This is a genomic window from Streptomyces sp. NPDC101227, from assembly GCF_044767545.1.
In the GTDB taxonomy this organism is placed as follows: domain Bacteria; phylum Actinomycetota; class Actinomycetes; order Streptomycetales; family Streptomycetaceae; genus Streptomyces.
In genome coordinates, this window is the sequence record NZ_JBIWOD010000003.1 from 463,470 (window position 1) to 490,440 (window position 26,971).

Here is a 26,971-nt window from a genome sequence, read left to right on the forward strand (position 1 = left end):
TGGGAGAGCGGCGCATGTACGACGTCCTGGTGGTCGGCTCGGCCAACGCGGATCTGACGGTGCGGGTGGAGCGGCGGCCCGGTGCGGGCGAGACCGTGCTCGGCACGGACCTGGTCGAATCGGCCGGCGGCAAGGGAGCCAACCAGGCGGCCGCCGCGGCCCGGCTCGGCGGGCGCACCGCCCTGCTGGCACGGGTCGGCGGCGATGCGTTCGGCGAACTGCTGCTGAGCGCGCAGCGCGAGGCGGGCACCGATGTCGCACCGGTCATCGTGGACGAGGCCGCCCGCACCGGCACGGCGATGATCATCGTCAGCCCGGACGGCGACAACAGCATCGTCGTCTCGCCGGGCGCCAACGCCGCCCTCACCCCGGCCGATGTGGCCGCGGCGACGCAGGTCATCGCCGACTCCTCGGTGGTCTCCCTCCAGCTGGAGATCCCGATGGAGTCGGTACGCGCCGCCGCCTCGGCCGCCGAGGACGCCGGCACCCGCGTCGTGCTCAACCCCTCCCCGGCACCCGAGGCGGCCCTGGCCCCCGAACTCCTCGCCGTCGCCGACCCGTTGGTCGTCAACGAACACGAGGCCCGTCAGCTGTCGGGGCTCACCGACGGCAAGCCGGGGGAGTGGGCGCAGGCGCTGCACGCGAAGGGCGCCCGCTCGGTGGTGATCACCCTCGGGGGCGAGGGGGCGCTGGTGCTGGACGCCTCCGGGATGAGCGAGGTCCCGGGTGTACGGGTCAAGGCCGTGGACACCACCGGTGCCGGCGACGCCTTCACCGGCGCCCTCGCCACCCGGCTGGCCCGCGGCGACGCCCTCCCCGACGCGGCCCGCTTCGCGGTGCGCGTCGGCGCCGCCGCGGTCACCAAGCCGGGCGCCCAGCCGTCCTACCCGACGCAGGCGGAACTGGAGGCATTCACCGGGGCGTGAGACGGCGGGGCGGGGACGGCGGCGTGACCACGGCCGGGGGGCGGGCGCCCGCCGCCGCGGCGGCGCGCTAGCGGGCCGGCTCGCGGTCGTAGTCGTGCCGGGCCCGCTCGACTTCGCCGAGGTGGGCGGTGGCCCACTCCGTGAGATGCGCGAACAGCGGGGCGAGGCTGCGGCCGAGCTCGCTGATCTCGTACTCGACCCGGGGCGGGACCTCCGGGTGGTAGGTGCGCACGACCAGGCCGTCGCGCTCCAGTTGCCGCAGTCGCTGGGTCAGCACCTTCGGGGTGATCCTGGTGATCCGTCGTTCCAGCTCCCCGAACCGCTGCCGGCCGTGCGCGTGGAGGGTCCACAGGATGGGTGTGGTCCACCGGCTGAAGACGATGTCCACCACCGGGCCTATGGGACAGGCCTGTTCGGGGTCGGTCGACGAGGGTGCGGTCCGGGTTGCCTTGCCGGTCATAGGGACCCCTTCGGCATAGTCACTTTCCTATAGGTACCTACTATATCGACGGTGTTAGCGTCACCGCGTCGTGGAAGAGGCCACCGCGCCCCGCGATGTTCTGCCCGCTCGGGCAGGAGCAACACGATGACCTGACACGGGAGTTGTTCATGATCGTAGTGACGGGACCGACCGGAAACGTCGGCCGGCCGCTGGTCCAGGCGCTCGCGGCAGCCGGTGAGCGGGTGACGGCGGTGTCCCGGGGGATCTCGGACGCGGACGTGCCGGAGGGCGTCATGCACCGGCGGGCGGACCTGACCGCACCGGAGAGCCTTCGGTCCGTTCTCTACGGCGCCGACGCGCTGTTCCTGCACGACGGCGGCGGCAGCGCGCACCCGTTCAGCGCCCGGGGCATCCTCGACGTCGCGAAGGCCGGCGGAGTGACGCGGATCGTGCTGCTGTCCTCCCAGGGCGTCGTCACCCGGCCGCAGTCGTCCTCCCACGGGGAGGTGGGACGGTCCCTGGAGGACGCCGTGCGGCAGTCGGGCCTGGACTGGACGATCCTGCGTCCCGCCGGCTTCCACTCCAACGCATACGCCTGGGCGGCGCCGGTCCGTGAACGGCGGGCAGTCGCCGCGCCGTTCGGTGACATCGGCCTGCCCGGCATCGACCCCGCCGACATCGCCGATGTCGCCGCCGCGGCCCTGCGCGAGGACGGTCACGCCGGGCAGGCCTACATGCTGACCGGCCCCGCCCTCAGCACACCGCGGCAGCGGGCGGCGGCGATCGGCGACGCGCTCGGCGAGAGCGTCCGGTTCATCGAGCAGACCCGCGACGAGGCCCGCGCGCAGATGCGGGAGTTCATGCCCGCGCCCGTGGTCGAGACCACCCTCGACATCCTCGGCGAGCCCACCGCCGCCGAACGGGCCGTCAGCCCCGACGTCGAGCGGGTCCTCGGCCGCGCGCCGCGCACCTTCGCCGACTGGATCGAGCGGCACGTCGGCGCCTTCCGGTAGTCGGCGCCGCGCCCGTCGCCCCCGTGCGACCCTGTCGGCCCGCCGCAAGGGGCACCGGCAGCAAGGGAGGCCGCCCGGCTCGCCCGGTGGCCGCCGCCGGTTCCCTCACCGGCCCGGCTCCCTGGGGCCGTACAGGGCGTGCTCCGCACCGGTCGTCAGCGCCCAGTAGCGGTCGCCGTAGGACCAGTGCCACCACTCGGTCGGATAGTTGACCAGGCCCGCACCGGACAGCGCGGCGCCCAGCACCCGCCGGTTGACGCGGGCGGCGGGCGTCAGGTCCGGGGCGCCGGTGTAGCAGGCATCGCCGCTCTCCTCCGGGGAGGCATTGATCGGTGTCCCCATGTCGACATATCCGCCGTCCGCCGTGACGAGGGTCAGGTCCACCGCGCCGCCCGCGCTGTGCGGCGCGATCTCCGGCGGGGACACATACCGGCTGGCCGCCCGATGAGTGCGCGCCGCGTCCCAGCCGGGGTGGACGGCGCGCAGTTCGTCCGCGTACTCCTCGAAATAGCGGCGCTGGAGCCCCGGCGGCCGGTAGCCCTCGACGATCTCCAGCCGCAGCCCGTCCGGCAGGGCCTCCTGCGCCGCCAGCAGCCGCCGCACCACGCCCTCGCGCAGACGGGCGAAGGCGCCCCGCTCGTCGTACCGTCCGTCGGCCACCAGGAGCGCGGGCGCCGCGGTCCGCACGTCCACCAGGGCCTCGCCGCACTCCCGCACCGGGACCGCGGCGATCGCCGGATCGGCCATCAGCACGATCCCCTCGCGGGCATCGGTCAGCACCAGCTCCGACGGGCCATCGGGCGCGGCCGTCGCCACCCGCTCACCGCTGGGCAGCCACGTGCCGCTGCGCCCGCAGGCCGGACCGGGGCTGCCGACCCCCACGCCGTTGGCGAGCAGCACCAGCAGCCCGGTCTCCCGCGCCAGATCCGCGTACCGGTCCACCCGCTCCGCCGTACCGTGGAACGAACTGGCCAGATACACCCGGCAGTTGTCCGCCACGGCCCGCGCCGCAACCTCGGGAAAATTGTTGTCGTTACAGGTGGCCAGCGCGAAGCGCACCCCGCCCAGCCAGAAGCGGCCGTCCTCCGTGCCCGGGGAGAAGACCTCCTTCTCCGCCCCGAACAGATGCCGCTTGTCATAGCGGGTGAGCAGCGCACCGTCGGGCCCGTAGACGAACGAGGCGATGGTGGGCGGGGATCCGTCGGCACCCCGTCCCGGCGCGTTCACCACGGCCGCCACCCCCGACGCCCGGCAGGCCTCCCGCACGGGCGCCAGCCGGGCGTCGTCGTGCGTGACCGCCATCGCCTCGGGATCGCCGGCTATCGCCGCCAGGTCGTAGTGCGTCAGCGCCAGTTCGGCGAAGACCACCAGCCCGGCGCCGCGCCCGGCGGCCTCGGTGATGAGCGCGGCCATCTGCGCGGCATTGGCACCTATGTCACCCGGTACGGACGCGAACTGTGCGGCGGCAATGATCATTCGGCCATGATGCCCCGGATTTACGGGATCTGTGCCCCGAAGCGGCGGGGATCCAGATACTGGAGCCGACCACAAGTCGATCACCCGTACGGGGGAATTCCGTTGAGCTCCGACACAGGCACCGGCTCCGGCACAGGCGCCGGGACTGCCTCAGACACCGGCACCGACACAGGCGGCGGGACGGGGACCGGCACCGCCACCGGCACACCGGCCCGCGCCGACAACAACCCCACCGGCGCGCAGAATACGGCGACCGCCGCCCCCGCCACCTCCCGTCCCCGCCTCTGGCGCGACCTCTCCCTCTCCGCCGTGCTGGCCGGATTCGTCGCCGTCGTCGTCTCCTACTCCGGCCCCCTCGTCATCGTGCTCGCCGCCGCGTCGGCCGGACACCTGGACGCGGCCCGGACCACCTCATGGATCTGGGCGATCTCCCTCGGCAGCGGCCTGACCTGCCTGCTCCTCAGCCTGCGGACCCGGATGCCGGTCATCACCGCCTGGTCGACACCGGGCGCCGCCCTGCTGGTCACCAGCCTGGGGGCCTACTCCTACCCGGAGGCCGTCGGGGCGTTCCTCGTCACCGGCGTGGTCATCACGCTGGTCGGGCTGACCGGGGTCTTCGGGTGGCTGATGCGGCAGATACCCCCGGCGGTGGTCTCCGCCATGCTCGCGGGCATCCTGTTCTCCTTCGGTACGGGCGTGTTCGCCTCGCTCCGGACCGCACCGCTGATCGCCGGGGCCGTGCTGCTGGCCTACCTCCTGGGCAAGCGGTGGCTGCCCCGCTACGCCGTGCTCCTGGCCCTGGTCGCGGGCGTGGCCTGCGCCGCCGCCACCGCACGCCTCCATGTCCACCTGGACCACATCGAGCTGGCCCGCCCGCACTTCACCACCCCGGCCTTCTCCGTCGCCTCCCTCATCGGCATCGCGGTCCCGCTCACCCTGGCGACCCTCGCCTCCCAGAACGCCCCCGGCATCGCCGTACTCACCGCCTCCGGCTACCGCCCCGAAGACCGCCTGCTGATCGGCTCGACCGGCCTGGTCTCCACCGCGCTCGCCCCGTTCGGCTCCCACGCGATCAACCTCGCGGCCATCACCGCCGCCATCTGCACCGGCCCCGAAGCCCACCGCGACCCCGGACGCCGCTATGTGGCGGGCGTCGCCTCCGGAGCGTTCTACCTCCTCATCGGCGCCTTCGGATCGACCCTGGTCGCCCTCTTCGCGGGCCTGCCCAAGGAGTTGGTGGCCGCGCTGGCCGGCGTCGCGCTGTTCGGTGCCCTGGCCGGCGGCCTGACCGGCGCCGTGAAGGAGGAGAAGGACCGCGAGGCCGCCCTGATCACCTTCCTGGCCACCGCCTCCGGCGTCAGCCTCTTCGGCATCGGCTCGGCCTTCTGGGGACTGGTCTTCGGCGTCGCCGCGCATCTCGCCCTGCGGGGGTGGCGCAAGGGCAGGGCCGACGCCGCCTGACACCGGCTTCCGGCGGCGCCCGCCCCGGCCGCTCACCCGGCCGGGCTCCGGCCCCGTTCCGTCCGCGGGTTTCCGTCCGCCGTCGTCGCTGCCGTCGCCGTCGTCCGCGGGCTCCCGTCGATGGCCCCCGCCCGCGTCCCGGGAAACGCCCGTCGGTACGCGGCCGGCGACACCCCGACCCGCTTGCGGAAGTGGTGGCGGAAATTGTTCCCCGTGCCCAGCCCGCACAGTTCGCCGATCCGCTCGAGGGGCAGACCGGTGGACTCCAGCAGGGCCTGCGCCCGGCCGATGCGCTGGTGGAGCAGCCACTGCACCGGGGTGGTGCCGGTGGCTGCCTGGAGCCGCCGGTAGAAGGTCCGCGGGCTCATCCCCGCCCGCCGGGCCAGATCCCGGACCGTCAGCGGCCGGTCGAGCCGGTCCAGCGCCCAGGCCAGTACGGGGCCCAGACCGCCGTCGTCCGAGGACGGCACCGCGAAATCGATGAACTGGGCCTGGCCGCCCGGCCGGTGCGCGGGCACCACCATCCGGCGGGCCAGCTGATTGGCCACCTGCGCGCCGAGGTCGCGGCGCACCAGATGCAGACACAGGTCCAGCCCGGCGGTCAGCCCGGCGCTGGTGAGCACATCGCCGTCGTCCACGTAGAGCACCGAGTCGTCCACCCGCACCTTCGGGTAGCGCTCGGCGAGCTGGGCGGTGTGCATCCAGTGCGCGGTGGCCCGGCGGCCGTCCAGCACCCCGGCCTCGGCCAGCGCGAACGCGCCCGTGCACAGCGACACCATCCGGGCGCCCGCCTCATGGGCGCGGCGCAGCGCCTTCGCCAGCTCCGGCGGCACCGGCACGCCGTCCTCGACACAGGCGTCCGGCACCGACGTGACGATGACCGTGTCCGCGTCGGCGAGGTCATCGAGGCCGTAGGGCGTGCGCACCGCGAGCCCGAAGCCGTCCCGCTCCGCGTCCTGTTGGCCGTCCGGCGCCCCGCTCCGGCACAGCCGCAGCTCGTACCAGGGGTCGGCAAGGTCGGGCTGCGGCTTGCCGAACACCGTGCACGGGATGCTCAGTTCGTACAGGTCCCAGGACGGCACCCCGATGTCCTCGGGCACGACCACGGCAACGGATCCGGCATTCATACGCCGAGCGTAAGCCAGACCCCGTGGCACGAATTTGGCGGCACCCGGCACCGCTGTCACTGTCCCGCCGCGGCGGGCGCTGCGAACGTGATCCCTACGCGATCAACCGCAATTCGGCGGGACGTCAAAGGAGTTATGCATGCATTCCGAACGCGAGGCCGTGACCGTCATCGGGCTGGGCTCGATGGGCTCGGCGCTGGCCGCCGCGCTGCTCGACCGGGGTCATCCGACGACGGTGTGGAACCGCTCGCCCGAGAAGGCCGCCCCGCTCACCGCGCGCGGCGCACGGCTCGCCGCCACCCCCGCCGAAGCGCTGGCGGCCGGCTCGCTCGTCATCGTCTGCGTACTCGACTACGAGGCCGTGCACACGATCCTGGACCCGGCGGCCGCCGAACTCACGGGCAGAACACTGGTCAACCTCACCTCCGGTAGCCCGGAGCAGGCCCGGCGGGCCGCCGAGTGGGCGGCCGCGCACGGCGCCCGCTACCTGGACGGCGCGATCATGACCACCCCGCCGGGCGTCGGCAGCGCCGAGATGATGTTCCTCTACAGCGGCTCGCCGGACGTCGTTGCCGACCACCGCCCGGCGCTGACCGCCCTCGGTGACCCCCTGCACATGGGTGCCGACCCGGGACTGGCCTCCCTGTACGACGCGGGCCTGCTCGGCCTGATGTGGTCCGCGCTGACCGGCTGGCTGCACGGCACCGCCCTGGTGACCGCCGAAGACGCCACCGCCACGGACTTCACCCGGATCGCGGTCCGCTGGCTCACCGCCGTGGCCGGATTCTTCACCACCTACGCACCCCAGGTGGACGCCGGCCGCTACCCGGGCGACGACGCCACGGTCGATGTGCAGATCGCCGCGATCGACCACCTCCGCCACGCCGCCGCGGCCCGCGGCATCGACAACGCCCTGCCGGACCTCCTCAAGTCCGTCATGGAACGCGCCGCGAAGGCGGGCCACGGCCGCGACAGTTATGCGAGCGTGATCGAGGTCCTCAGGAGTCCACAGGCCCGGTAGGGGGTGCCGGCGCCTGGAGCAACGCCACAAAATCCCGGAACGCCGCCGGCATGTCCACCTCGTCCGGGTCCAGCAGCCACTGCAGCTGCAGCCCGTCCATCACGGCGACCAGCAACGGCGCCGCCCGCTCCGGCGTCAGACCGCCGGGCAGCGTCTCCCCGAACTCGGCGCGCAGCGCGGCCGCCATCGACTCCCGTACGGTGCGGAACCGGGACTCGAAGAAGGCGCGCGCCGGGTGCTCCTCGGTGACGCTGTCGGCGGAGAGGACCGTGTAGGTCTGGACGATGCCGGGGCGGGTGGCGTTGTAGTCGACGAGCTGGGCGAGGGCGCCGGTGCGCCAGTTGCCGGCGGCCGCCGCGGCCGAGGAGGTCAGGTCCCAGCGGTCGCGCGCCTCCAGGACGGCTACCAGCAGGAGTTCCTTGGTGGGGAAGTGATGCAGCAGCCCCTGCTGGGTGAGCCCGGCGCGCTCGGCCACGGCCGCGAGCGAGGTGCGGCGGTAGCCGCGCTCGGAGATGAGCTCCATGGCGGCCTCCAGGATCGCCTCGCGCCGCTCCGCGCGCTGCGCCTGTCGCCCGCCGCTCCGCCGCGCGCCCTGGTCTCGTGCAGTCACCGGCAGAGGGTATCCCCCGAGATCACCCCCACAGAAAAGTAACGGAACGATGACTTCACCTACCGTCCGCACGGCGAAGGGGTAAGGATTCGGCCAAGGGTCCTTACGTCCACCCAGGGAGCGCCGCATGACCGACCCGTTCGACCACACCGCGGCAGTGGAGGAGGCGCTGGCCGCGCTCGACCTCGACACCAAGGCCCGGCTGCTGTCAGGCCAGGACATGTGGACGCTGCCCGCCGTGCCGGGGATCGGCCTGAAGTCGCTGGTGATGTCGGACGGGCCGATCGGCGTACGGGGCCGCCACTGGAGCGCCGAGGACCCCTCCGTCGCCCTGCCCAGCCCCACCGCGCTGGCCGCCACCTGGGACCCCCAACTGGCCCGCCGGGCCGGCCGCCTCCTCGCCCAGGAGGCCCGCCGCAAAGGCGTCCACGTCCTCCTCGCGCCGACCGTCAATCTGCACCGCTCGCCCCTGGGGGGCCGCCACTTCGAGTGCTACTCGGAAGACCCGCTGCTCACCGGCGCGATCGGCGCCGGATATGTGCGGGGCGTCCAGGAGGGCGGCGTCGGCACGACCGTCAAGCACTTCGTCGGCAACGACGCCGAGACCGCGCGCTACACGGTCGACAACCGCATCGCCGCCCGCCCGCTGCGCGAGCTCTACCTCGCGCCCTTCGAGCACATCGTCAAAAACGCCCACCCCTGGGGCATCATGACGGCCTACAACCAGGTCAACGGCTCGACCATGACCGAACACCGCGCCCTCGTACAAGGCGTCCTGCGCGGCGAATGGGGCTTCGACGGCTTCAACGTCTCCGACTGGACCGCGGCCCGCCACACGGTGCGCGCCCTGCGCGGCGGCCTGGACGTGGCGATGCCGGGGCCCCGTACGGTCTACGGCGCACGCCTCGCCGACGCCGTCCGCGCGGGCGAGGTGACCGAGGCGGAGGTGGACGACGCCGTACGCCGGGTGCTGCGGCTGGCCGCCCGTACCGGATGCCTGGCGGGAGTACCGGCCGCCGTCGGCCCGGACGCGATCCCGGAGCGGATCGACGGCCGGGCGCTGGCTCACGAGATCGCCCGCCGCGCCTTCGTGCTGCTGCGCAACGAGCCGGTGGGCGGAACCGCGGACGGGCCGCAGCCGGACGGAGCGGCCGCCCGGGTGCGGCCCGCGCTGCCCCTCGATGCCGCCGCGCTCCGCACGGTCGCCGTCATCGGGGCGGCCGCCCGCGACGCCCGCGTCCTCGGCGGCGGCTCCGCCACCGTCTTCCCCGAGGAGATCGTCTCCCCGCTGGCGGGCCTGCGCGCCGCGCTGCCCGACGGTGTCGAGATCACCTTCGCGCCCGGCGCCGAACCCCACACCCGGATCCCGTCGGCCCGCGAGGGCTTCACGCTGCGCGCCCGCTATCTCGCCGCGGACGGTCAACTCCTCGCCGATACGCCGCAGTTCGACGGTATGGTGCATGCGATCGGCAGCTTCCCCGACGGCGTCACCCCGCACAACCTCCACGCCGTCGAGCTGACCGGCAGCTTCACCCCGCAGACGACCGGCAGCCACACCCTCGCCGTCTCCGGCACCGGCGACCTGCGCCTGACGGTCGACGACGCGGTCGTCTTCGACGAGCACTGTGCGCCCGCCGGCGGCGACCCCTTCGAGGACTTCCTGAACCCCCAGGAGCGGCGGATCGCCGTACCGCTGACGGCGGGCGAGCGGGCCACGGTGACCCTGTGGCACGTCCCCCGCAGCGCCGGCCTCGGCGAGGACCTGGCCGCCCTGAACTTCACCCTCGGGCACCGGCCACCACAGCCCGACCCGGATGCCGCGCTGGAGGAGGCGGTCCGCGCGGCGGCCGCCGCCGATGTCGCCGTCGTTGTCGTCGCGACGACGGACGAGGTCGAATCCGAGGGCTTCGACCGTACGGACCTCAGGCTCCCCGGCCGCCAGGACGAGCTGGTCGCCCGGGTCGCCGCCGCCAACCCGTACACCGTCGTGGTCGTCAACTCCGGCTCCCCGGTGGAACTCCCCTGGCGCGAGCAGGTCCCGGCCGTACTCCTGACGTGGTTCCCCGGCCAGGAGGCCGGCGCCGCACTCGCCGACGTCCTCCTCGGCACACACGAACCCGGCGGCCGCCTCCCCACCACCTGGCCGGCCCGCCTCGAGGACGCACCCGTCACCGACGTCACCCCGGACGACGGACGGCTCTCCTACTCCGAGGGCGTGTTCATCGGGCACCGGGCCTGGCAGCGGCGCGCCGCCCCGTCCCCCGCGTACGCCTTCGGGCACGGCCTCGGCTACACCGACTGGGAGTACGAGTCGCTGGACACCACCCCGGACTCGGTACGCGTCCGGCTCCGCAATACGGGGCAGCGCACCGGCCGCGAGGTCGTCCAGATCTATCTGGCACCCAAGAACACCGCAGACCATCACCCCGCCCCCGACGCCGCCACCCCTCCCGATTCGGCTGCCGCTCCCGATTCCGTCGAGCGTCCGGCCCGCTGGCTCGCCGGATTCGCCACCGTCAAGGCCGGGCCCGGCGAAAGCGCGGAGGTCGAGATCCCCCTGCCCGGCCGTGCGTTCGAGATCTGGAGCGAGGAGGCCGGAGGCTGGCACCGCGTCCGCGGCGATTACACCGTCGAGGCCGCGCACAGCCTCACCGACCGCCGGCTGACCGCGGAGGTCACCGCTGTCTGACAGGGAACCCACCGCCGCCGGCGACCCGGCCCGCCCGCGCCCGCCGGGGCACGCCACCACCGGATGGCGTGCCCCAGGCGGTGGCGCCTCAGGAGGACGCGCGTTCCACCGACACATCCCCGCCGCTGGTCTTCGCCGATATTTTGTGCGCGGAGCCGCCGTCCGTGGGGACCGAGACCGTGCGCGTACCGCCGCTGGTCGAGGCGTCCACCGCGTACGAACCCTTCGGCACGCGGACGGTGACGTCCCCACCGCTGGTCTTCGCCGACACCTCGTCAGGCACGGTGGCCAGGGTGACCTCCACGGTCCCCCCGCTGGTCTCCACGGTGGCCTTGCGCGCGGTGGAGTCGGCGACGGTGATGTCCCCGCCGCTGGTGTGCGCGGAAATGGTGCCGGAGGTGCCGCGTACCGTGACGTTCCCGCCGCTGGTGTGCAGATCGACCGAGGCGTTACGCGGCAGGAGCACCCGGTAGGACACCACGCACTGCCGCCCGGAGCCCGTGCACTCCTCGGCCTTCAGCGTGAGCCGGCCGTCCTTGACCGCATGCGAGGGGCTCGGCTTCTCGTCGTTGTACTCGTACTTCTCGGTCACCTTGACCGTCCCGCCGGCCGCTATCGGCACGATCTCGATGTCCCCGCCGTGGGTGGTCGCCGACAGCGCCGTGACCTTGCCGTCCACCGCGTACGTACGCTGCGCCTTCTCCGTGGGGCCGAAGGCCAGCGAGCAGCTGGTCAGCGATCCGCCCACGGCCACCACGGCACCGAACAGGACCAGACGATAAGCGCGGAGCTGGGCCATGACGAGAATTCCCCCAAAGCGGTCAACGGAACCTTTCACGACTCATGGTCCCGTCCCGCCCACCCGCCTGCGTCACCATCCGGGATGACTCGACATCGCCGCGCCCCCTAGGGGATTCCGGTCGTCATATCGTCCGCACGAGGTCCGCAACCCCTACGGGTGCGGCCGGGGCGAGGCATGCCGACGTCCGCTCACGTACGGGAGTTCTCCCGCGTGATGGTCCGGAACGCCAGTTCCGCCAGCTCCTGCTGCCCGCGCAGGCCCGGGTGGAACCAGTCCCAGGTGCTCAGCTGACGCCCCGTGAAGCGGTAGTCGAATACCGCCCCGTCGAACCGGCACAGCGCGTCCTTGCGGCACACCTGCGCCAGCGCCCGGTTGTAGGCCATCACGCGGTGCCGCACCTTCTCGCGCCGCCGCTCCGCCCGCCATGTCAGATCGTCCGGATCGCGCAGCATCGACCCGCAGATCCCCAGCTTCCACACCTGCTTGCCGAGCTGGTTCTTGCGCCCCTCCGACCACAGCCGTAGCAGGTCCGGCACCGCGGCGACATACACCTGGGTGTGCGGCAGGGTGCGCCGCAGGGTCTTCATCGACCGCTCGAAGCCGGCGCGGAAGGCCTTGACCCGGGTCATCGCCCGTACGTCGCTGCGGCAGGCGTCGTTGGCGCCGATCAGGACCGTGACCAGCTCGGGTTTGTGGACGGCGGCCGCGGCGATCTGGTCGGGCAGCTCGCTCATCAGGGCGCCGGTCCTGGCGTAGTTCCAGCTGTGCGTGGCGGGGTTCTTCACCAGCCGCCGGGCGAGGCTGTCAACTTTGGGGTTGGTGCCGGTCGCCCAGGAGACTTCCGGGCAGTCGGAGAGGACCGTACAGGCGTCGAAGCCGACGGTGATGGAGTCGCCGAGCGCCGCGATGGACCCCGGGGCGGTGCGCCATACGGGTCCCGCCTTGGCGGCCGGGCGCTTGGTGCCGGGGCTGTGGTGCGGTGTGCCGGAACCCTCGCTGCATCCGGCGAGCCCGATCACCAGGGCGGCGGCGACGGCCGCGGCGCGGGAAGCGGGGCCCGGGGACCGGCGACGCCGAGAGCGAAAGGGCCGATCGATCTGCGTCATCCCCTGTCCCCTCCGGCGTGCGAGTGATATCTCTTCGGGTACCGACGGTACGTCACTCCTCTACCGGTACCGCGCGATAGCTTTGCCCCGTGCCTGCCGGGCGGTGACGCAAAGTGGCATGTGCAGTCGGCACAGATAAATTACATCACGTCATTTCCTGTCCCATTTGCGGCAAATTACGGCTAATGGTGTTTACTGTAGGTCACCTCGCATGCTGGTGCCGAAGTGATCACTGGGGCAGAATGTCAGCTGTCCCGGCCGCAACCGGAACGGGCACGAGGCCGCTGGGGAAGGCGAACCTCGAACCGCACTGGAGGTCCCGGTGACGACACGTGGAGTTCTGTACGTCCACTCCGCTCCTCGCGCGCTGTGCCCGCACGTCGAATGGGCCGTGGCGGGCGTCCTCGGCGTGCGCGTCAATCTCGACTGGATCCGTCAGCCGGCGTCCCCGGGCACATGGAGAGCCGAGTTCTCCTGGCAGGGCGAAGTCGGCACGGCCTCCAAGCTGGCCTCCGCGCTGCGCGGCTGGCATCTGCTGCGCTTCGAGGTGACCGCCGAACCCTGCGCCACCGCCGAGGGCGAGCGCTACAGCTCCACCCCCGACCTGGGTATCTTCCACGCCGTCACGGGAATGCACGGCGACATCCTCATCCCCGAGGACCGGCTGCGCGCCGCGGTCGCCCGCTCCGCGCGCGGCGAGACCGAGCTCGCCGCCGAGGTCTCCAAGCTGCTCGGCAAGCCCTGGGACGACGAACTGGAGCCGTTCCGGTACGCGGGCGAGGGCGCCCCGGTGCGCTGGCTCCACCAGGTCGTCTGAGGAGCAAGGCGCCCGTGCGCTGCCTCCACCAGGTCGTCTGAGGAGCGCGCGCACGGCCGCCGGGCCGCCGTGTTGCCGTCGATCTTGCTCTGGAGCGCACTCCAAGCCGTAGCGTTCCCGGCATGGCTGACAAGACCTCAGTAGCGGTGCTCGGCACCGGAATCATGGGCACCGCGATGGCCCGCAACCTCGCCCGCGCCGGGCTGGACGTCCGCGCCTGGAACCGCACCCGCGCCAGGGCCGAGCCCCTGGCCGCCGACGGCGTCCACGTCACCGACACCCCGGCGCAGGCCGTCGACGGCGCCGAGGTGATCCTCACGATGCTCCTCGACGGCCCCGCCGTCCTCGACGCGCTGCGCCAGGCCGCCCCGAAGCTGACGGCCGGGGCCCTCTGGCTCCAGATGAGCACCGTGGGCACCGAAGCGTTCGCGCCACTGGCGGACTTCGCCCGACAGCACCGTCTGCTCCTGGTGGACGCCCCGGTCCTGGGCACCAAAGCGCCCGCCGAGAAGGGCGAGTTGACGATCCTGGCGGCCGGACCGCGCGACGTACAGGAGCGGGCCGAGGAAATCTTCGGCATCGTCGGGCGCGGCACCCAGTGGGTCGGCGACGACGCCACTGGCGGCGCCGCCAGCCGCCTCAAGATCGTGGTCAACAGCTGGGTGCTGACCCTGATCGGCGGCGCGGGTGAGGCGCTCGCGCTCGCCAAGGGGCTCGACGTGGACCCGCGCGACTTCCTGGCCGCGGTCGCCGGGGGGCCGCTGGACCCGCCGTATCTGGGGATGAAGGCGCAGCTGATCCTGGCCGACGACTACCCGGCGAGCTTCACGGTCTCCGCGGCGCGCAAGGACGCCCGGCTGATCGCGGAGGCGGCCGAGGAGGCGGGCGTACGGATGGACATGGCCGCGGCGGTCGCCGAGCGGCTGCGCCGGGCCCAGGAGCTGGGCCACGGCGAAAAGGACGGCGCGGCCGCGTACTTCGCGAGCTTCGACGACTGAGCCGAGCGGCGGCGCACGAAGCGGCAGCGTGCAGCCTGCCGAGGACGCGCGCACGAAGAGGGCATACGAAAGGGCCCGCCCGGTACATACACCGGGCGGGCCCTCAGCGCGTGCTGCGAACCGTACGGAAGCAGGTGCCTCAGACCGTGCGGAAGGCGAGCACCACGTTGTGGCCGCCGAAGCCGAACGAGTCGTTGAGCGCGGCGATCCGGCCCTCGGCCGGCAGCTTGCGGGCCTCGTTCTGGACGATGTCGCCGTCCGCGTCCGGGTCGAGGTTCTCGACGTTGATCGTCGGCGGGGCCACCCGGTGGTACAGCGCCAGGATCGAGGCCACCGTCTCGACGCCGCCCGCGCCGCCCAGGAGGTGACCGGTCATCGACTTGGTGGCGGAGATCGCCATGTGGTCGAAGTCGTCACCGAAGACCTTGCGCAGCGCCTTCAGCTCGGCCAGGTCGCCCTGCGGGGTCGAGGTGGCGTGCGCGTTGATGTGCACGATCTCGGCCGGGTCGAGGTCATTGGAGTCGATGAGGTTCTGCAGCGCGTGCGCGATGCCGTTGCCGGACGGCTCGGGCTGCACGATGTCGTGGCTGTCGGCGGAGATGCCCTGGCCGACGGCCTCGGCGTAGACCTTGGCGCCGCGCTTGGCGGCGTGCTCGGCCGACTCCAGGACGATCACGCCGGCACCCTCACCCATGACGAAGCCGTTGCGCTCGGCGTCATAGGGGCGGGAGGCGCCCTGCGGGTCGTCGTTGGACTTCGACATCGCCATCATGTTGCCGAACGCGACGATCGGCAGCGGGTGGATCGCCGCTTCCGTACCGCCCGCGACGACGATGTCGGCACGGCCCGTACGGATCATCTCGATGGCGTAGCCGATCGCCTCGGAACCGGACGCACAGGCGCTGACCGGGGTGTGCACACCCGCGCGGGCGTTCACGTCCAGGCCGACGTTGGCGGACGGGCTGTTGGGCATCAGCATCGGCACGGTGTGCGGGGAGACGCGGCGGACGCCCTTCTCCTTGAGCACGTCGTACTGGCCGAGCAGGGTCGTCACGCCGCCGATGCCGGAGGCGATGACGGTGCCGAGCCGGTCGGGGTCGACGGAGGTGTCCTCGCCGGCCCGCGCGGTGAAACCGGCGTCCGCCCAGGCCTCGCGGGCCGCGATCAGCGCGAACTGCGCCGAGCGGTCCAGCTTGCGGGCCAGCGGCTTGGGGATGACCTCGCCCGGGTCGACGGCGGCCGACGCGGCGATACGGACCGGCAGGTCGGCGGCCCAGTCCTGTTCGAGGACGCGCACACCGGAGCGGCCGGCGAGCATGGCCTCCCAGGTCGAAGCGCTGTCGCCACCCAGCGGTGTGGTTGCGCCGATACCGGTGACGACCACAGTGCGATTGGTCGCGTTCACGGGAATTCTTACTCCACGGGTAGGGGGGTCTGAATCAACGGCGCCACCGCCAGGTGGCGACATGCGCGGGAGCTGGATCAGCTCTGGTGCTTGAGGATGTAGTCGGTCGCGTCGCCGACGGTCTTGAGGTTCTTGACGTCGTCGTCCGGGATCTTCACGTCGAAGCGCTCTTCGGCGGCGACGACGACCTCGACCATGGACAGCGAGTCAACGTCCAGGTCGTCGGTGAAGGACTTGTCCACCTTGACGTCCTCGACGGGGATCCCGGCGATCTCGTTCACGATCTCGGCGAGACCGGCGACGATCTCTTCCTGAGTGGCAGCCATGATGGCGCTCCTTCGGTCATAGGGGAATGTGCGGTTTTACTGCGGTATTTACGGTGAAGCGGTGAAGCTCCGTGCAACGCCCCGTACGCGACCGATACCGACGGACTCGTGGGGTGCTGCGCAGATCTTGCCTAGGGGAGAGTAACGACCGTCGCGGCGTAGACGAGACCCGCCCCGAAGCCGATGACCAGCGCGGTGTCCCCGCTCTTGGCCTGACCGGTCGCCAGCAGCCGCTCCATGGCGAGCGGAATCGAGGCGGCCGAGGTGTTGCCGGTGGTCTCCACATCGCGGGCGACCGTCACGCTCTCCGGCAGCTTCAGAGTCTTCACCATCGAGTCGATGATCCGCATATTGGCCTGGTGCGGAATGAAGACGTCCAGGTCGTCCGGGCTGACACCGGCCGCGTCCAGCGCCTGCTGGGCGACCTTCGCCATCTCGAACACCGCCCACCGGAAGACCGCTTGGCCCTCCTGCGTGATGGCGGGGTACCGGATTGCCTCGGGAGCGGTGCGCTCCTCGGGCCCGTCGCCGCCCGGCACCGGAGTGGTCCGGTACGCGTCCCAGGCGAGGGTCTGCTTGATGGTCTCGGACTTGTCGCCCTCCGAACCCCACACGGTCGGGCCGATCGCGGGCTCCTTGGCGGGGCCGACGATCACCGCGCCCGCGCCGTCACCGAAGAGGAAGGCCGTCGCACGGTCCTCCAGATCGGTCAGGTCCGAGAGCCGCTCGACGCCGATGACCAGCACGTACTCCGCGGAGCCGTCGGTCACCATGCCCTTGGCCAGGGTCAGTCCGTAGCCGAAGCCCGCACAGCCCGCCGAGATGTCGAAGGCGGCCGGCTTGCCCGCGCCGATGCGGTGCGCGATCTCGGTCGCGATCGCCGGGGTCTGCTTGAAGTGCGAGACGGTCGAGACGACCACGGCACCGATCTGCTCCGGGGTCACACCCGCGTCGGCGATCGCCTTGCCGGCGGCCTCCACCGACATCATCGCGACGGTCTCGTCCGGGCCCGCCCAGTGGCGGGTGGCGATGCCCGAGCGCGAACGGATCCACTCGTCCGACGAGTCGATGTGCTTGAGGATCTCGTCGTTCGGCACGACACGGGTCGGGCGGTAACCGCCGACGCCCATGATCCGCGCGTACGGGGCACCCTTGGCGGGCTTGATCTTCGAGGTCATGCTTCGGGGGCTCCTTGTTCGGGAGAAGCGTGCTCGGCGATCAGCGTGCGGGCCGCGTCGAGGTCGTCCGGGGTCTTGAGCGCGAGGGTCGCCACACCGGGCAGCGCGCGCTTGGCCAGCCCGACCAGCGTGCCGCCGGGGGCAGCCTCGATGAGCGCGGTCACACCGAGCTCCTTGAACGTCTCCATGCACTTGTCCCAGCGCACCGGGTTGGCCACCTGGCCCACCAGACGCTGCACCAGCTCCTGGCCGGAACCGACCGTCTTCCCGTCCTTGTTGGAGACGTAGACGGTGTGCGGATCGGCGACCGGAAGCTCGGTGACCGCGGCCTCCAGGGCCGACACGGCGGGCGACATGTGGTGAGTATGGAACGCACCGGCCACCTTCAGCGGCACGACCCGACGGGTGCCCTCCGGCTTGTTCTCGACCAGCGCGGCGATCTGCTCGGCGGTGCCCGCGGCGACGATCTGGCCGGCGCCGTTCACGTTCGCCGCGGTCAGCCCCAGCTGCTCCAGATGCGGCAGGACGACGGCCTCTTCGCCGCCCAGGAGGGCCGCCATACCGGTCTCGGTCGTGGCGGCGGCATCGGCCATCGCCAGCCCGCGCCGGCGCACCAGCGACATCGCCGTCGCGTCGGAGAGGGCACCGGTCAGCGCGGCGGCGGCCAGCTCGCCGACGCTGTGTCCGGCCGCGGCGCCGACCTGGCGGGAGACGTCCTCGCCGGTCGCGAACAGCTGCCGGGCGGAGACCAGAGCGGAGGCCACCAGCAGCGGCTGCGCCACCGCGGTGTCGCGGATCTCGTCCGCGTCTGCCTTTGTGCCGTAGTGGACCAGGTCCAGGTCGATGGCGGCCGACCACTCACGGAGCCGGTCTTCGACACCGGGGAGGTCGAGCCAGGGGGTCAGGAAGCCGGGCGTCTGAGCGCCTTGGCCGGGAGCGACGAGTACGAGCACCCTCACACTCTCTCTTGTGGGAGGTCCCGCCCGCCCGTGGGGACAGGGACGAAGAACCATCGGGGGAATTGTTGGTGTCGGACAAAAGTCTAGAGCTGCGTCTCACCGTCAGCCAGGCGCCCCAGAATCAACGCGATACGCAGGGTGAACGCCGAGCGCACATCGGACGGCGACCATCCGGTGACGTCCGTCACACGTCGCAGCCGATAGCGCACGGTGTTGGGGTGTACGAACAACATCCGCGCCGCGCCCTCCAGGCTGCTCGCCTGTTCCAGGTAGACGCTCAGCGTCTCCAGCAGCGCCGACCCCGCCTCTTCCAGCGGTCTGTAGATCTCCTCCACCAGCTGCTGCCGCGCGACCGGGTCGGAGGCCATCGCGCGCTCCGGCAGCAGATCATCCGCGAGCACCGGCCGCGGGGCGTCCGGCCAGGCGGCGCACGCCCGTAGCCCGGCGGCCGCGGCCTGCGCGGAACGGGTCGCGGCCAGCAGGTCGGAGACCACCGGACCGGCCACCACGGGGCCCGCCGCATACGGCCCGATCAGCGCCTTCGCCGCCTTGAGCGGATTGTCCGAACCGCCCGCGATCACCACCAGACGCGACCCCAGCACCCCGGTCAGCACCTGGAGCTTGGCGTGCCGCGCGGCCCGCCGGATCGCCTCGACGGTCAGCTCGCTGTCCCCGTCGGGCGCCGTACCGAGCACCACACACACATGCTCCGGCGAATTCCAGCCAAGGGCCGCGGCCCGAGAGACGGCCCCCTCGTCCGCCTCCCCGGAGAGCACCGCGTTCACGACCAGCGACTCCAGCCGGGCATCCCACGCGCCCCGCGCCTCGGCGGCCTGCGCATAGACCTGCGCCGTGGCGAAGGCGATCTCCCGCGCATAGACGAGCAGCGCCTCCCGCAGGATGGACTCGTCGCCCGGCGCCGCGACCTCGTCGATCGCGGACTCCATGACCTCGATCGTCGTGCGGACCATCTCCACGGTCTGCCGCAGCGTGATCGCCCGGGTCAGCTCGCGCGGCGCCGTCCCGAAGACATCGGTGCTGATCGCCTGAGGGGTCTCCGGGTGCCGGAACCATTCGGTGAAAGCGGCGATACCGGCCTGTGCCACCAAGCCGATCCAGGAACGGTTTTCCGGTGGCATCGCGCGGTACCACGGCAGCGTGGCATCCATACGGGCGATGGCCGCCGCCGCCAGTTTGCCGGACGACTTCTCCAGGCGGCGGAGGGTCGCGGAGTGCGGGTGCGCGTCGCGCGATGCGGGTTCAGACACGGGGACAAGCCTGCCCTATCGGGATGAGGAGCCGACGCGGCGGGGCTACGGTGGCGCCATGATTGAGGTGCGTACAGGCGGCGAACGGTATCGGGGCGGCGACCCCGGTGCCGGTATCGAGACGTTCCACGCGTTCTCCTTCGGGCCGCATTTCGACCCCGACAACCTCCGTTTCGGCGCGCTGATCGCCTGCAACGAGGAGCGTCTGGCGCCCGGCGCCGGCTTCGACGAGCATCCGCACCGCGACACGGAGATCGTGACCTGGGTCGTCGAGGGCGAGCTGACCCACCGCGACTCGGCCGGCCATGAGACCACCGTACGGCCCGGCGACCTTCAGAGGCTCAGCTCCGCGAGCGGGGTCCGGCACATCGAGCGCAACGACGGCACGGCCCCGCTGCGCTTCGTCCAGATGTGGCTGGCCCCCTTCTCCTTCGGCGGCGACGTCGGGTACGAGGTGGTCCGCGGCATCGCCGACGGCACCCCCTACGCCCTTCCCCGGGCCGGTGCCATGCTGCATCTGCGCCGCCTGGCCGACGGCGAACGCACCGCCGTCCCGGATGCCGCGCGGGCGTACGTCCATGTCGTACGCGGCCGCGTGCAGCTCGGCGACGACCGGCTGGAGGCCGGGGACGCGGCGCGGATCACCGACGGCGAGGGCCTGGAGCTGAGGTGCCTTGCGGCCGCCGAGTGCCTGATCTGGGAGATGCGGCCGGAGCCGGCGCCGGTGTACGGCTAGGAGTTGTCGCCGGCGGGTGGGTCGGCGAAGACGCCCTGCTGCATGCCGGTGGCTTGTCCTACTTCGATGAGGTAGCCGTCGGGGTCTCGCAGATAGCAGCGCAGTTCGGCTTTGCGGTCGAGGGGAGGGGTGAGGAATTCGGCCCCCTTGGCGCTCCACTGCCGGTGGCATTCCGCGATGTCGGCGACGCGGATGTTGAGGAAGCTGCTGACCGTGTGCGGGTCGGTGGGCGGATGCAGGGTGACGTCCGGCTTGTCGGGCGTCGGCCCGCCGCCGGGGTTCATGATGATCCATCCATTGGCGAGCTTGACGATGCAGGGGTTCTCGGCGAGGACCACTTCACCGCCCAGAACGTCGGTGTAGAAGGCGCGGGACCGGGCTACGTCGGCCACCGTCAGGAAGTGGGTGAGGAGCAGCCCGGTCTCTGGGTAGGGAAAATCATCACGGCTCATGTGCGGCCCTCGGCTAAATGGGACGTTTCCGCACATAGTGGCGTATCGCGATCGGTCGGCAGGTGATCGACGCGATCGCGGGCACGTACCGTCAGCGGAGCTCGGCCAGCACCGCATCGGTCAGCAGCGGCCAGGCCTCGACGGCCCACGGCCCGAAGGCCCGGTCGCTCAGCGCGATGCAGGCGGCGCCCGCGTCCGGATCCACCCACAAGAACGTCCCGGACTGCCCGAAGTGGCCGAAAGTGCGGGGCGAGGACGAAGTGCCGGTCCAGTGCGGCGACTTCCCGTCCCGGATCTCGAACCCGAGCCCCCAGTCGTTGGGCTTCTGGTGCCCGTAGCCCGGCAGCACACCGCTCAGACCAGGGAAGGCCACCGACGTCGCCTCGGCCAGCGTCTGCGGTGCCAGCAGCCGCGGCCGCTGCAGCTCGGCCGCGAAACGGATCAGATCCCCGACCGTCGAGATGCCGTCCTTGGCGGGCGATCCGGCCAGCTCGGACGCGGTCATGCCGAGCGGTTCGAGCACCGCCTCGCGGACGTACTCGGCGAAGGGGATGTCGGTGGCCTTGGCGATGTGATCGCCCAGCACCTCGAACCCGGTGTTGGAGTACAGTCGGCGGTTCCCCGGCTCGGCCATCGTCCGCTGCTCGTCAAAGGCCAGGCCCGAGGTGTGCGCCAGCAGATGACGCACCGTCGACCCCGCGGGCCCGGCCGGCTCGTCCAGCTCGACGGCGCCCTCCTCGACGGCCAGCAGCGCGGCGTACGCGGCGATCGGCTTGGTGACGGACGCCAGCGGGAACCGGTGCTCCAGCGGCCCGCAGGAATCGGCCACCGAGCCGTCGGCTCGTACGACGGCGGCCGCAGCGGTGGGCACCGGCCAGTTCTCTGTCATCCGCAGGCTCTGCATGCCCCGAGCCTACGGTGTGCGCCCGCGCCCCCAAATCCCGGTCAAGTCTGATCGCGATCGGCACTTGCCTGGAGTGCACTCAAGGTCTCTAGCGTTAGGGATGGTGAAGGACGCGGGCGGCGACCGGGGCGCGGAAATGCGTCATCGGTGGCAGTCCGGCGACAGCGGCGTCCGACGCAACGCCGGTCGGGCCACCACACCGGACCGGGGAAATGGGGATACGGGGCAATGACGGTCACGCAGAGCGGACCGATAACGGACGAAACGGCCACTACCGATCTGTGGGAGCAGGCCCGGGACCGGACGGAGGCGCGCCACCCGGGCGTGCGACCGGCCACGTCGCGCGGCTGCGGGCCGACGATCACCCACCCGCGGCCGGCCGGCCGCGACCAGTACACGATCAGCGAGGTGGCCGAGCACACCGGCCTCAGCGCCCACACGCTGCGCTGGTACGAGCGGATAGGCCTGATGCCGCACGTCGACCGCACCCACACCGGGCAGCGCCGCTTCACCAACCGCGACCTGGACTGGCTGAACCTGGTGACCAAGCTGCGGCTGACCGGTATGCCGGTCGCCGACATGGTCCGCTACGCCGAGCTGGTACGGGAAGGCGACGGCACCTTCCCCGAACGCGAAGAGCTGCTGACCGCGCACCGCGAGGACGTACGACAGCGGATAGCCGAGCTCCAGAGCACGCTGACCGTCCTCGACTACAAGATCGACATTTATGCCGACGCCCGCCGGGCGTCCGAAAGGTTCTGAGCTTTCATGACTGGGGATTTCATGACCGGCACGAAGATCGACACTGTGGAGCTGGGCACCGGAGGCCCGCGGGTCAGCGTCCAGGGCCTCGGCTGCATGGGCATGAGCGCCGCCTACGGCCCGACGGACGCCGACGAGGCACGCGTCACCCTGGACCGCGCCCTGGATCTGGGCATCACGTTCTATGACACCGCCGATATGTACGGCATGGGGGAGAACGAAAAGTTCATCGCCCCCTTCGTCCAGGCACACCGCGACGAGATCGTCCTGGCCACCAAGTTCGCCATAGCCCTCGACCCGGCCGACCCCACCAAGCGCTCCATCCGCAACGACCGGCCGTACATCCGCCAGTCCGTGGAGGGCAGCCTGAGCCGCCTCGGCGTCGACGAGATCGACCTTTATTACATGCACCGCCGCGATGTGAACGTCCCCATCGAGGAGACGGTCGGCGCGATGGCCGAGCTGGTGGCCGAGGGCAAGGTCAAGCACCTGGGCCTGAGCGAGGTGACCGCCTCCGAACTGCGCGCCGCCCAGGCCGTCCACCCGATCGCCGCCGTCCAGTCCGAGTGGTCCCTGTTCAGCCGCGACATCGAGGAGGGCGTCGTCCAGGCGGCGGCCGAGCTCGGCGTCGGCCTCGTCCCGTACTCGCCGCTCGGCCGCGGCTTCCTGACCGGCTCCTTCGTCAACGCCGACAAGGAGCTGACCGCCGGCGACTTCCGCCGCCAGCAGCCCCGCTTCACCGGCGACAACGCGGCCGCCAACGCCGCGCTGCTGGAGCCGGTCCGCGAGATTGCCGCGGCCCACGACGCCACCCTCGGCCAGATCGCCCTGGCCTGGCTCCAGCACCAGGCCTCCGTGCGCGGCCTGGCAGTCGTGCCGATCCCCGGCACCCGCAAGCGCACCCGGATCGAGGAGAACGCCGGCGCCACCCGGATCCGGCTCACCGACCAGGACCTCGCCCTGCTGGAGCCCATCGCGGGACGGGTGGCGGGCGAGCGCTACGCGGACATGACGTTCACCTCGGCCGGGCGGGACTAGGGCAAGGCCCGGGCCGCCGCCTCAGCGCACCGCGTCGTAGCGGCCCAGCGCAATGGCGGCGAAGTTGCGGAGCGAGCCGGTACCGGGGGCGAGGTAGCCGGTGTGGCCCTCGGCCCGCCCGGTGGGGACCCGGCGGGCGCCGAAGTCGGGGTCGGTGGGGTCCTCGCCGTGCCCCAGGCCCAGGAACTCCACGTTCGGGACGTCGCCGATCCAGTCGGAGGCGTCCCGGGCCGCCCACACCCGGGCCGAAGTGCCCAGCTCCGCCACGCTGTCCCGGCGCATCCCGGGCGACGCGAAGACGATCAGGTCCGCGATCTCGCCGCGGCCCACCTCCGGTGCGGCGAGGCCGCACACCACCGAGCCGTAGCTGTGGCACAGCACGGCGGGGGCCGGCATCCCGGTGGCGGCGACACCGGTCAGGAAACGGGCCAGCCGCGGCGCCCCGGCCTCGGCCAGCCGCCCGGTGGCGGCGTCCGGACCGAGTCCGACCGGGGTGGTGTATCCGGCCCAGGCGATGACGGCGGTACGGGTCCCGGGCGCCTCGATGGCCATCTGCCTGCGCAGCGACGTCGCCATGCCGGTCGGGGTGCCGTACGGGTCCCGCGTACGGTCGAAGGAGCCCAGGTCGATGTCCGAGCCGGGCACGACGACGGCGACACGCTCGGCGGTGGTCAGCTCCCCGTGGACCTCGGCCACTTGGCCGCGGCCGCGGGGGTCGAAGGCGAGGATATGGCGGCCGGGCGCGAGGAGTTCGGCGCAGCGGGCGGCCGCCTTCCTGGCCTGCCGGTGGTCCTGGAGGGTGCCGTCCGGATCGGTGGCACGAGCGAGCTGTTCGGCCCGTTCCGCTTTCAGGGCAAGGGAGTTGGCCTCGTAGCGCAGGGCGATCGGCGCGCCGTCGAGATTGCCGACGGTGAGCGGATGCCGGGCCGCGAGCGCATGCCGCTGGGGGCCGGTCAGCGAGGCGAAGAAGCGGGCGACGGCGGCGGGGGAGGCGGTCGCCGGGTCCGGCAGCGGCCGGCCCAGGGCGTGATCCGCGCGCCAGGCGGCGGCGCCCGGCGCGGGGCCGGTGACGGCGGTCTGTGCGGAACCGGCCGCCCAGCCGCCCGTCCCGGCGGCGACAGCCAGCGCGAGCCCGGCGGCGATGAGCGTGCGCTTGCTGCGGAGCGCGGCGGTTCGCAGCACGGACATGGTGGCGTCTCCCTCTTCCGGTGGTGTGGCAGAGGGAAATCTAGGAAGAGGGTGACTGACGCGACGTCACACCCCGGAGCCAACTGCCGGGTGATACCGCAGTAGGGGGTACCGGCGTTCTCAGGCGCGACGCGGCGCGACGCACGGACGAGGGCGGACCCGCCGCACCCTCACCGTTCCCCTGGCGTCACCAGCCCCGACTCATAGGCGAAGATCACGGCCTGCGCACGGTCCCGCAGCTCCATCTTGGCCAGGACCCGGCCGATATGGGTTTTCACGGTCTGCTCGGCGAGAACGAGGGCATCGGCGATCTCCTGGTTGGACAGGCCGCGGGCGATCAGCTCCAGGACCTCCGTCTCACGCGGGGTCAGGCCGTTCAGCCGCAGCGACGCACGGTCCTTGCGCGGTGCCGGCCGGCGGAGCGCGAAGTCGGCGATCAGCCGCCGCGTCACCGAGGGCGCGAGCAGCGCCTCACCCGCCGCCACGACATGCACCGCGGAGATCAGATCGGCCGGCGGCGCATCCTTGAGCAGAAACCCGGACGCACCCGCGCGCAGCGCCTCGTAGACGTAGTCGTCGACATCGAACGTGGTCAGCATCAGCACCTTGGGACGGTGGGTGACGCCGACCGGGGGATCGAGCAGCCGGCGCGCCGCCTCCAGACCGTCCATCTCGGGCATCCGCACATCCATCAGCACCACGTCGGGATGCACCCGACGGCTCAGCTCCACCCCCTGCGCACCGTCCGGCGCATCGCCGACCACATCGATATCGCTCTGCGCCGAGAGCAGTGCGGCGAAGCCCGCACGCACCATGGCCTGGTCATCGACGATGATCACCCGTGTGGTCATGCGGAGTCGGAGTCCTTCGTGGAGAGGGGAGCGGCGGGGAGAGGGGACGCGGCGGCGGGCGGCGGCGCGGCCCCCGCCAGCGGAAGCTGTGCGGCGACGCGGAACCCGCCGTCGGGCAGCGGCCCGGTGTCCAGTGAGCCGTCCACCAGCCGTACCCGCTCCCGCATACCGATCAGACCATGCCCGGTGCCGTGGGACTCCAGGGGGGCGGACGGCGCCGGCGGCGCGGAGTTGACGACCAGCACGGTCAGCCGTGAGCCGTCCGCCGTGGCCGTCACCGACACCCGGGTCCCCGCCCCCGGGGCATGCCGCACCACATTGGCCAGCGCCTCCTGCACGATGCGGTACGCCGACAGGTCCACCGCCGGCTCCGGCGCCAGCGGCTCCTCGGGCAGCACCAGTTCGACCGGCACACCGGCCCGTACGGTCGCCTCGACCAGCTTCGGCAGCTGGCCGATTCCGGGCTGCGGGGCCTTCTCCGGCCCGCCGTGGCGCTCGGTCTCCTCGCTGCGCAGCACACCCAGCAGCCGGCGCATCTCCGCCAGCGACTCCCGCGCGGTCGCGGCGATCGTCTCGAACTCCTCCCGGGCCTGGGTGGGTATCCCGCTGATGCGGTAGGGGGCACTGTCGGCCTGGACCGTGATCACGGACATGTGATGGGCGACGACGTCATGCAGCTCGCGGGCGATTCGGGTGCGCTCCTCCAGCAGCGTACGGCGGGCGCGCTCGGCCTCGCTGATGGTCTCCTGCTCCAGCAACTTCCGCTGGGCGTCGCCCCGTTCCCGCAATGCGGCGCCGATCAGCAGTATCACGCCGGAGAGCAGGAAGAGCAGCACCCAGGTGTCGACCTTGTGCCGCGGGGTGATCAGCTCGAGGAGGATTCCGGCCGCTCCGGTCGTCAGCCATACGGCGATGAGGGTGCGCCGGCCCTCCCGTAGCGACAGCGCGAGCATCAGCACGAGATAGCCGACGATCGCCGTGGGCGGCCAGGGCCAGGCGCGGGCCGCCACGTCGTGGGCGCCGATGAGGGCCAGGGCGCAGATGACGTCCGCCGCGAAGATCACCCACCAGGCCTGGAGCGGCCGCGTCACCGCGAGCAGCAGCGGCACGGCCTGCGCGGTGGCCAGCCCGCCCGCCAGCCCGCCGCTCAGGCCGTAGTCGTTGCCCAGGACGTTGATGCCCGACGTCAGAAGGGCGACGGCGAAGCCGGAGGCGATGACGTACGGAACGCGGCGCAGCCAGGGGCGCTGGACCGCGCCGAACAGGGGGGTGCCGGGGTCGGTCGGGGTGAAGAGCGCGACGGCGAGCAGATGCAGCGCCTGCCGGGCGGCGCGCAGGGCCCGGTGGTGGGGCGGCTCGTGCCGTGCGCCTGGGGCCGGTTCGCGTTCGGGGGTGGAAGATCGCTTGAACATCGCA

General features: G+C 72.2%; 26 protein-coding genes. 10 read left to right on the forward strand and 16 right to left on the reverse strand.

The genetic code is table 11. From position 1 onward, the window contains the following. Positions 1-14: 14 nt before the first annotated feature. Entirely contained in the window at positions 15-926 is a 912-nt protein-coding gene (rbsK, locus tag ACIRPT_RS08890) for a ribokinase (protein WP_403824644.1), read from the forward strand. Between the two features lie 67 nt (positions 927-993). On the opposite strand, the gene ACIRPT_RS08895 is transcribed toward rbsK, so the two are convergent. Further along, on the reverse strand, positions 994-1,386 hold the full coding sequence (locus ACIRPT_RS08895; RefSeq protein WP_403824291.1) for a winged helix-turn-helix transcriptional regulator: 393 nt from the start codon (positions 1,384-1,386) through the stop codon (positions 994-996). Positions 1,387-1,535: 149 nt separating this feature from the next. On the opposite strand from ACIRPT_RS08895, the gene ACIRPT_RS08900 reads away from it, so the two are divergent. Next, positions 1,536-2,381: an SDR family oxidoreductase gene (locus tag ACIRPT_RS08900; RefSeq protein WP_403824294.1), complete on the forward strand. Its 846-nt coding sequence runs from the start codon at positions 1,536-1,538 to the stop codon at positions 2,379-2,381. A 105-nt stretch (positions 2,382-2,486) separates the two neighbouring features. On the opposite strand, the gene ACIRPT_RS08905 is transcribed toward ACIRPT_RS08900, so the two are convergent. Then, on the reverse strand, positions 2,487-3,857 hold the full coding sequence (locus tag ACIRPT_RS08905; RefSeq protein ID WP_403824297.1) for a nitrilase-related carbon-nitrogen hydrolase: 1,371 nt from the start codon (positions 3,855-3,857) through the stop codon (positions 2,487-2,489). 102 nt (positions 3,858-3,959) lie between these two features. Here ACIRPT_RS08905 and ACIRPT_RS08910 point away from each other — a divergent pair, with 102 nt between their 5' ends. After that, the gene (locus ACIRPT_RS08910) at positions 3,960-5,318 is read left to right on the forward strand and encodes a benzoate/H(+) symporter BenE family transporter (RefSeq protein ID WP_403824300.1); all 1,359 of its coding nucleotides are present in this window, start codon (positions 3,960-3,962) and stop codon (positions 5,316-5,318) included. A 32-nt stretch (positions 5,319-5,350) separates the two neighbouring features. Here ACIRPT_RS08910 and ACIRPT_RS08915 read toward each other — a convergent pair whose 3' ends face one another. Further along, positions 5,351-6,445, reverse strand: a complete 1,095-nt coding sequence (locus ACIRPT_RS08915; protein WP_403824303.1) for a GlxA family transcriptional regulator — start codon at positions 6,443-6,445, stop codon at positions 5,351-5,353. Positions 6,446-6,584: 139 nt separating this feature from the next. Between ACIRPT_RS08915 and ACIRPT_RS08920 the strand changes: the two genes are divergently transcribed. Beyond that, on the forward strand, positions 6,585-7,466 hold the full coding sequence (locus ACIRPT_RS08920; protein WP_403824305.1) for an NAD(P)-dependent oxidoreductase: 882 nt from the start codon (positions 6,585-6,587) through the stop codon (positions 7,464-7,466). On the opposite strand, the gene ACIRPT_RS08925 is transcribed toward ACIRPT_RS08920, so the two are convergent. Continuing rightward, positions 7,444-8,076, reverse strand: a complete 633-nt coding sequence (locus ACIRPT_RS08925) for a TetR/AcrR family transcriptional regulator (RefSeq protein ID WP_403824308.1) — start codon at positions 8,074-8,076, stop codon at positions 7,444-7,446. The two genes, ACIRPT_RS08920 and ACIRPT_RS08925, sit on opposite strands and share 23 nt — an antisense overlap. Positions 8,077-8,203: 127 nt before the next feature. On the opposite strand from ACIRPT_RS08925, the gene ACIRPT_RS08930 reads away from it, so the two are divergent. After that, complete coding sequence (locus ACIRPT_RS08930) at positions 8,204-10,765, forward strand: glycoside hydrolase family 3 protein (RefSeq protein ID WP_403824311.1); 2,562 nt, start codon at positions 8,204-8,206, stop codon at positions 10,763-10,765. 88 nt (positions 10,766-10,853) lie between these two features. Here ACIRPT_RS08930 and ACIRPT_RS08935 read toward each other — a convergent pair whose 3' ends face one another. Further along, positions 10,854-11,564 (reverse strand): DUF4097 family beta strand repeat-containing protein, encoded by a 711-nt coding sequence (locus ACIRPT_RS08935; protein ID WP_403824314.1) that lies wholly within the window; start codon positions 11,562-11,564, stop codon positions 10,854-10,856. 191 nt (positions 11,565-11,755) lie between these two features. Further along, a complete protein-coding gene (locus tag ACIRPT_RS08940) occupies positions 11,756-12,673 on the reverse strand; it encodes an SGNH/GDSL hydrolase family protein (RefSeq protein ID WP_403824317.1) in 918 nt (305 codons plus the stop codon). 322 nt (positions 12,674-12,995) lie between these two features. Between ACIRPT_RS08940 and ACIRPT_RS08945 the strand changes: the two genes are divergently transcribed. Together ACIRPT_RS08945 and ACIRPT_RS08950 are read left to right on the forward strand one after the other, a co-directional pair. Further along, positions 12,996-13,490: a DUF3145 domain-containing protein gene (locus ACIRPT_RS08945; RefSeq protein ID WP_403511990.1), complete on the forward strand. Its 495-nt coding sequence runs from the start codon at positions 12,996-12,998 to the stop codon at positions 13,488-13,490. A gap of 122 nt (positions 13,491-13,612) precedes the next feature. Further along, a complete protein-coding gene (locus ACIRPT_RS08950) occupies positions 13,613-14,488 on the forward strand; it encodes an NAD(P)-dependent oxidoreductase (RefSeq protein ID WP_403824319.1) in 876 nt (291 codons plus the stop codon). Positions 14,489-14,627: 139 nt separating this feature from the next. Here ACIRPT_RS08950 and ACIRPT_RS08955 read toward each other — a convergent pair whose 3' ends face one another. From ACIRPT_RS08955 to ACIRPT_RS08975, 5 genes are all read right to left on the reverse strand, one after another. Further along, on the reverse strand, positions 14,628-15,893 hold the full coding sequence (locus ACIRPT_RS08955) for a beta-ketoacyl-[acyl-carrier-protein] synthase family protein (RefSeq protein WP_403824322.1): 1,266 nt from the start codon (positions 15,891-15,893) through the stop codon (positions 14,628-14,630). Between the two features lie 77 nt (positions 15,894-15,970). Then, positions 15,971-16,219, reverse strand: coding sequence for an acyl carrier protein (locus ACIRPT_RS08960; protein WP_403511983.1), 249 nt, complete (start codon positions 16,217-16,219; stop codon positions 15,971-15,973). A gap of 131 nt (positions 16,220-16,350) precedes the next feature. Then, entirely contained in the window at positions 16,351-17,397 is a 1,047-nt protein-coding gene (locus ACIRPT_RS08965) for a ketoacyl-ACP synthase III (RefSeq protein WP_403511980.1), read from the reverse strand. Further along, entirely contained in the window at positions 17,394-18,350 is a 957-nt protein-coding gene (locus ACIRPT_RS08970; protein WP_403824326.1) for an ACP S-malonyltransferase, read from the reverse strand. The genes ACIRPT_RS08965 and ACIRPT_RS08970 overlap by 4 nt, the downstream gene beginning before the upstream one ends. An 89-nt stretch (positions 18,351-18,439) precedes the next feature. Continuing rightward, positions 18,440-19,624 (reverse strand): PucR family transcriptional regulator, encoded by a 1,185-nt coding sequence (locus ACIRPT_RS08975; RefSeq protein WP_403511975.1) that lies wholly within the window; start codon positions 19,622-19,624, stop codon positions 18,440-18,442. A 58-nt stretch (positions 19,625-19,682) separates the two neighbouring features. Here ACIRPT_RS08975 and ACIRPT_RS08980 point away from each other — a divergent pair, with 58 nt between their 5' ends. Next, positions 19,683-20,360 carry a pirin family protein gene (locus ACIRPT_RS08980; protein ID WP_403824328.1) on the forward strand — a complete coding sequence of 226 codons (678 nt, stop codon included), beginning with the start codon at positions 19,683-19,685 and terminating at the stop codon, positions 20,358-20,360. Here ACIRPT_RS08980 and ACIRPT_RS08985 read toward each other — a convergent pair. Both ACIRPT_RS08985 and ACIRPT_RS08990 read right to left on the reverse strand, forming a co-directional pair. Further along, entirely contained in the window at positions 20,357-20,812 is a 456-nt protein-coding gene (locus tag ACIRPT_RS08985; protein WP_403824331.1) for a VOC family protein, read from the reverse strand. The genes ACIRPT_RS08980 and ACIRPT_RS08985 overlap by 4 nt on opposite strands. 91 nt (positions 20,813-20,903) lie before the next feature. Further along, on the reverse strand, positions 20,904-21,716 hold the full coding sequence (locus tag ACIRPT_RS08990; RefSeq protein ID WP_403511967.1) for a serine hydrolase domain-containing protein: 813 nt from the start codon (positions 21,714-21,716) through the stop codon (positions 20,904-20,906). A gap of 228 nt (positions 21,717-21,944) precedes the next feature. On the opposite strand from ACIRPT_RS08990, the gene ACIRPT_RS08995 reads away from it, so the two are divergent. Together ACIRPT_RS08995 and ACIRPT_RS09000 are read left to right on the forward strand one after the other, a co-directional pair. Next, on the forward strand, positions 21,945-22,478 hold the full coding sequence (locus ACIRPT_RS08995) for a MerR family transcriptional regulator (protein WP_403824333.1): 534 nt from the start codon (positions 21,945-21,947) through the stop codon (positions 22,476-22,478). A gap of 21 nt (positions 22,479-22,499) precedes the next feature. After that, the gene (locus tag ACIRPT_RS09000; protein WP_403824647.1) at positions 22,500-23,516 is read left to right on the forward strand and encodes an aldo/keto reductase; all 1,017 of its coding nucleotides are present in this window, start codon (positions 22,500-22,502) and stop codon (positions 23,514-23,516) included. Positions 23,517-23,537: 21 nt separating this feature from the next. Here ACIRPT_RS09000 and ACIRPT_RS09005 read toward each other — a convergent pair whose 3' ends face one another. The 3 genes from ACIRPT_RS09005 to ACIRPT_RS09015 form a co-directional block, all read right to left on the reverse strand. Then, positions 23,538-24,704 (reverse strand): alpha/beta hydrolase, encoded by a 1,167-nt coding sequence (locus ACIRPT_RS09005; RefSeq protein ID WP_403824336.1) that lies wholly within the window; start codon positions 24,702-24,704, stop codon positions 23,538-23,540. A gap of 170 nt (positions 24,705-24,874) precedes the next feature. After that, positions 24,875-25,555: a response regulator gene (locus tag ACIRPT_RS09010; protein WP_403511959.1), complete on the reverse strand. Its 681-nt coding sequence runs from the start codon at positions 25,553-25,555 to the stop codon at positions 24,875-24,877. Then, positions 25,552-26,967: a sensor histidine kinase gene (locus tag ACIRPT_RS09015; protein ID WP_403824339.1), complete on the reverse strand. Its 1,416-nt coding sequence runs from the start codon at positions 26,965-26,967 to the stop codon at positions 25,552-25,554. Before ACIRPT_RS09015 ends, ACIRPT_RS09010 begins: the two co-directional genes overlap by 4 nt. Between the last annotated feature and the right edge of the window lie 4 nt (positions 26,968-26,971).

What these genes read in the sequence shown, in the direction of transcription:
- rbsK (WP_403824644.1), top strand. Translation starts at nt 15, where the DNA reads ATGTACGACGTCCTGGTGGTCGGCTCGGCCAACGCGGATCTGACGGTG.
- ACIRPT_RS08895 (WP_403824291.1), bottom strand. Translation starts at nt 1,386, where the DNA reads ATGACCGGCAAGGCAACCCGGACCGCACCCTCGTCGACCGACCCCGAA.
- ACIRPT_RS08900 (WP_403824294.1), top strand. Translation starts at nt 1,536, where the DNA reads ATGATCGTAGTGACGGGACCGACCGGAAACGTCGGCCGGCCGCTGGTC.
- ACIRPT_RS08905 (WP_403824297.1), bottom strand. Translation starts at nt 3,857, where the DNA reads ATGATCATTGCCGCCGCACAGTTCGCGTCCGTACCGGGTGACATAGGT.
- ACIRPT_RS08915 (WP_403824303.1), bottom strand. Translation starts at nt 6,445, where the DNA reads ATGAATGCCGGATCCGTTGCCGTGGTCGTGCCCGAGGACATCGGGGTG.
- ACIRPT_RS08920 (WP_403824305.1), top strand. Translation starts at nt 6,585, where the DNA reads ATGCATTCCGAACGCGAGGCCGTGACCGTCATCGGGCTGGGCTCGATG.
- ACIRPT_RS08930 (WP_403824311.1), top strand. Translation starts at nt 8,204, where the DNA reads ATGACCGACCCGTTCGACCACACCGCGGCAGTGGAGGAGGCGCTGGCC.
- ACIRPT_RS08935 (WP_403824314.1), bottom strand. Translation starts at nt 11,564, where the DNA reads ATGGCCCAGCTCCGCGCTTATCGTCTGGTCCTGTTCGGTGCCGTGGTG.
- ACIRPT_RS08940 (WP_403824317.1), bottom strand. Translation starts at nt 12,673, where the DNA reads ATGACGCAGATCGATCGGCCCTTTCGCTCTCGGCGTCGCCGGTCCCCG.
- ACIRPT_RS08950 (WP_403824319.1), top strand. Translation starts at nt 13,613, where the DNA reads ATGGCTGACAAGACCTCAGTAGCGGTGCTCGGCACCGGAATCATGGGC.
- ACIRPT_RS08960 (WP_403511983.1), bottom strand. Translation starts at nt 16,219, where the DNA reads ATGGCTGCCACTCAGGAAGAGATCGTCGCCGGTCTCGCCGAGATCGTG.
- ACIRPT_RS08965 (WP_403511980.1), bottom strand. Translation starts at nt 17,397, where the DNA reads ATGACCTCGAAGATCAAGCCCGCCAAGGGTGCCCCGTACGCGCGGATC.
- ACIRPT_RS08980 (WP_403824328.1), top strand. Translation starts at nt 19,683, where the DNA reads ATGATTGAGGTGCGTACAGGCGGCGAACGGTATCGGGGCGGCGACCCC.
- ACIRPT_RS08985 (WP_403824331.1), bottom strand. Translation starts at nt 20,812, where the DNA reads ATGAGCCGTGATGATTTTCCCTACCCAGAGACCGGGCTGCTCCTCACC.
- ACIRPT_RS08990 (WP_403511967.1), bottom strand. Translation starts at nt 21,716, where the DNA reads ATGCAGAGCCTGCGGATGACAGAGAACTGGCCGGTGCCCACCGCTGCG.
- ACIRPT_RS08995 (WP_403824333.1), top strand. Translation starts at nt 21,945, where the DNA reads ATGACGGTCACGCAGAGCGGACCGATAACGGACGAAACGGCCACTACC.
- ACIRPT_RS09000 (WP_403824647.1), top strand. Translation starts at nt 22,500, where the DNA reads ATGACCGGCACGAAGATCGACACTGTGGAGCTGGGCACCGGAGGCCCG.
- ACIRPT_RS09005 (WP_403824336.1), bottom strand. Translation starts at nt 24,704, where the DNA reads ATGTCCGTGCTGCGAACCGCCGCGCTCCGCAGCAAGCGCACGCTCATC.
- ACIRPT_RS09010 (WP_403511959.1), bottom strand. Translation starts at nt 25,555, where the DNA reads ATGACCACACGGGTGATCATCGTCGATGACCAGGCCATGGTGCGTGCG.
- ACIRPT_RS09015 (WP_403824339.1), bottom strand. Translation starts at nt 26,967, where the DNA reads ATGTTCAAGCGATCTTCCACCCCCGAACGCGAACCGGCCCCAGGCGCA.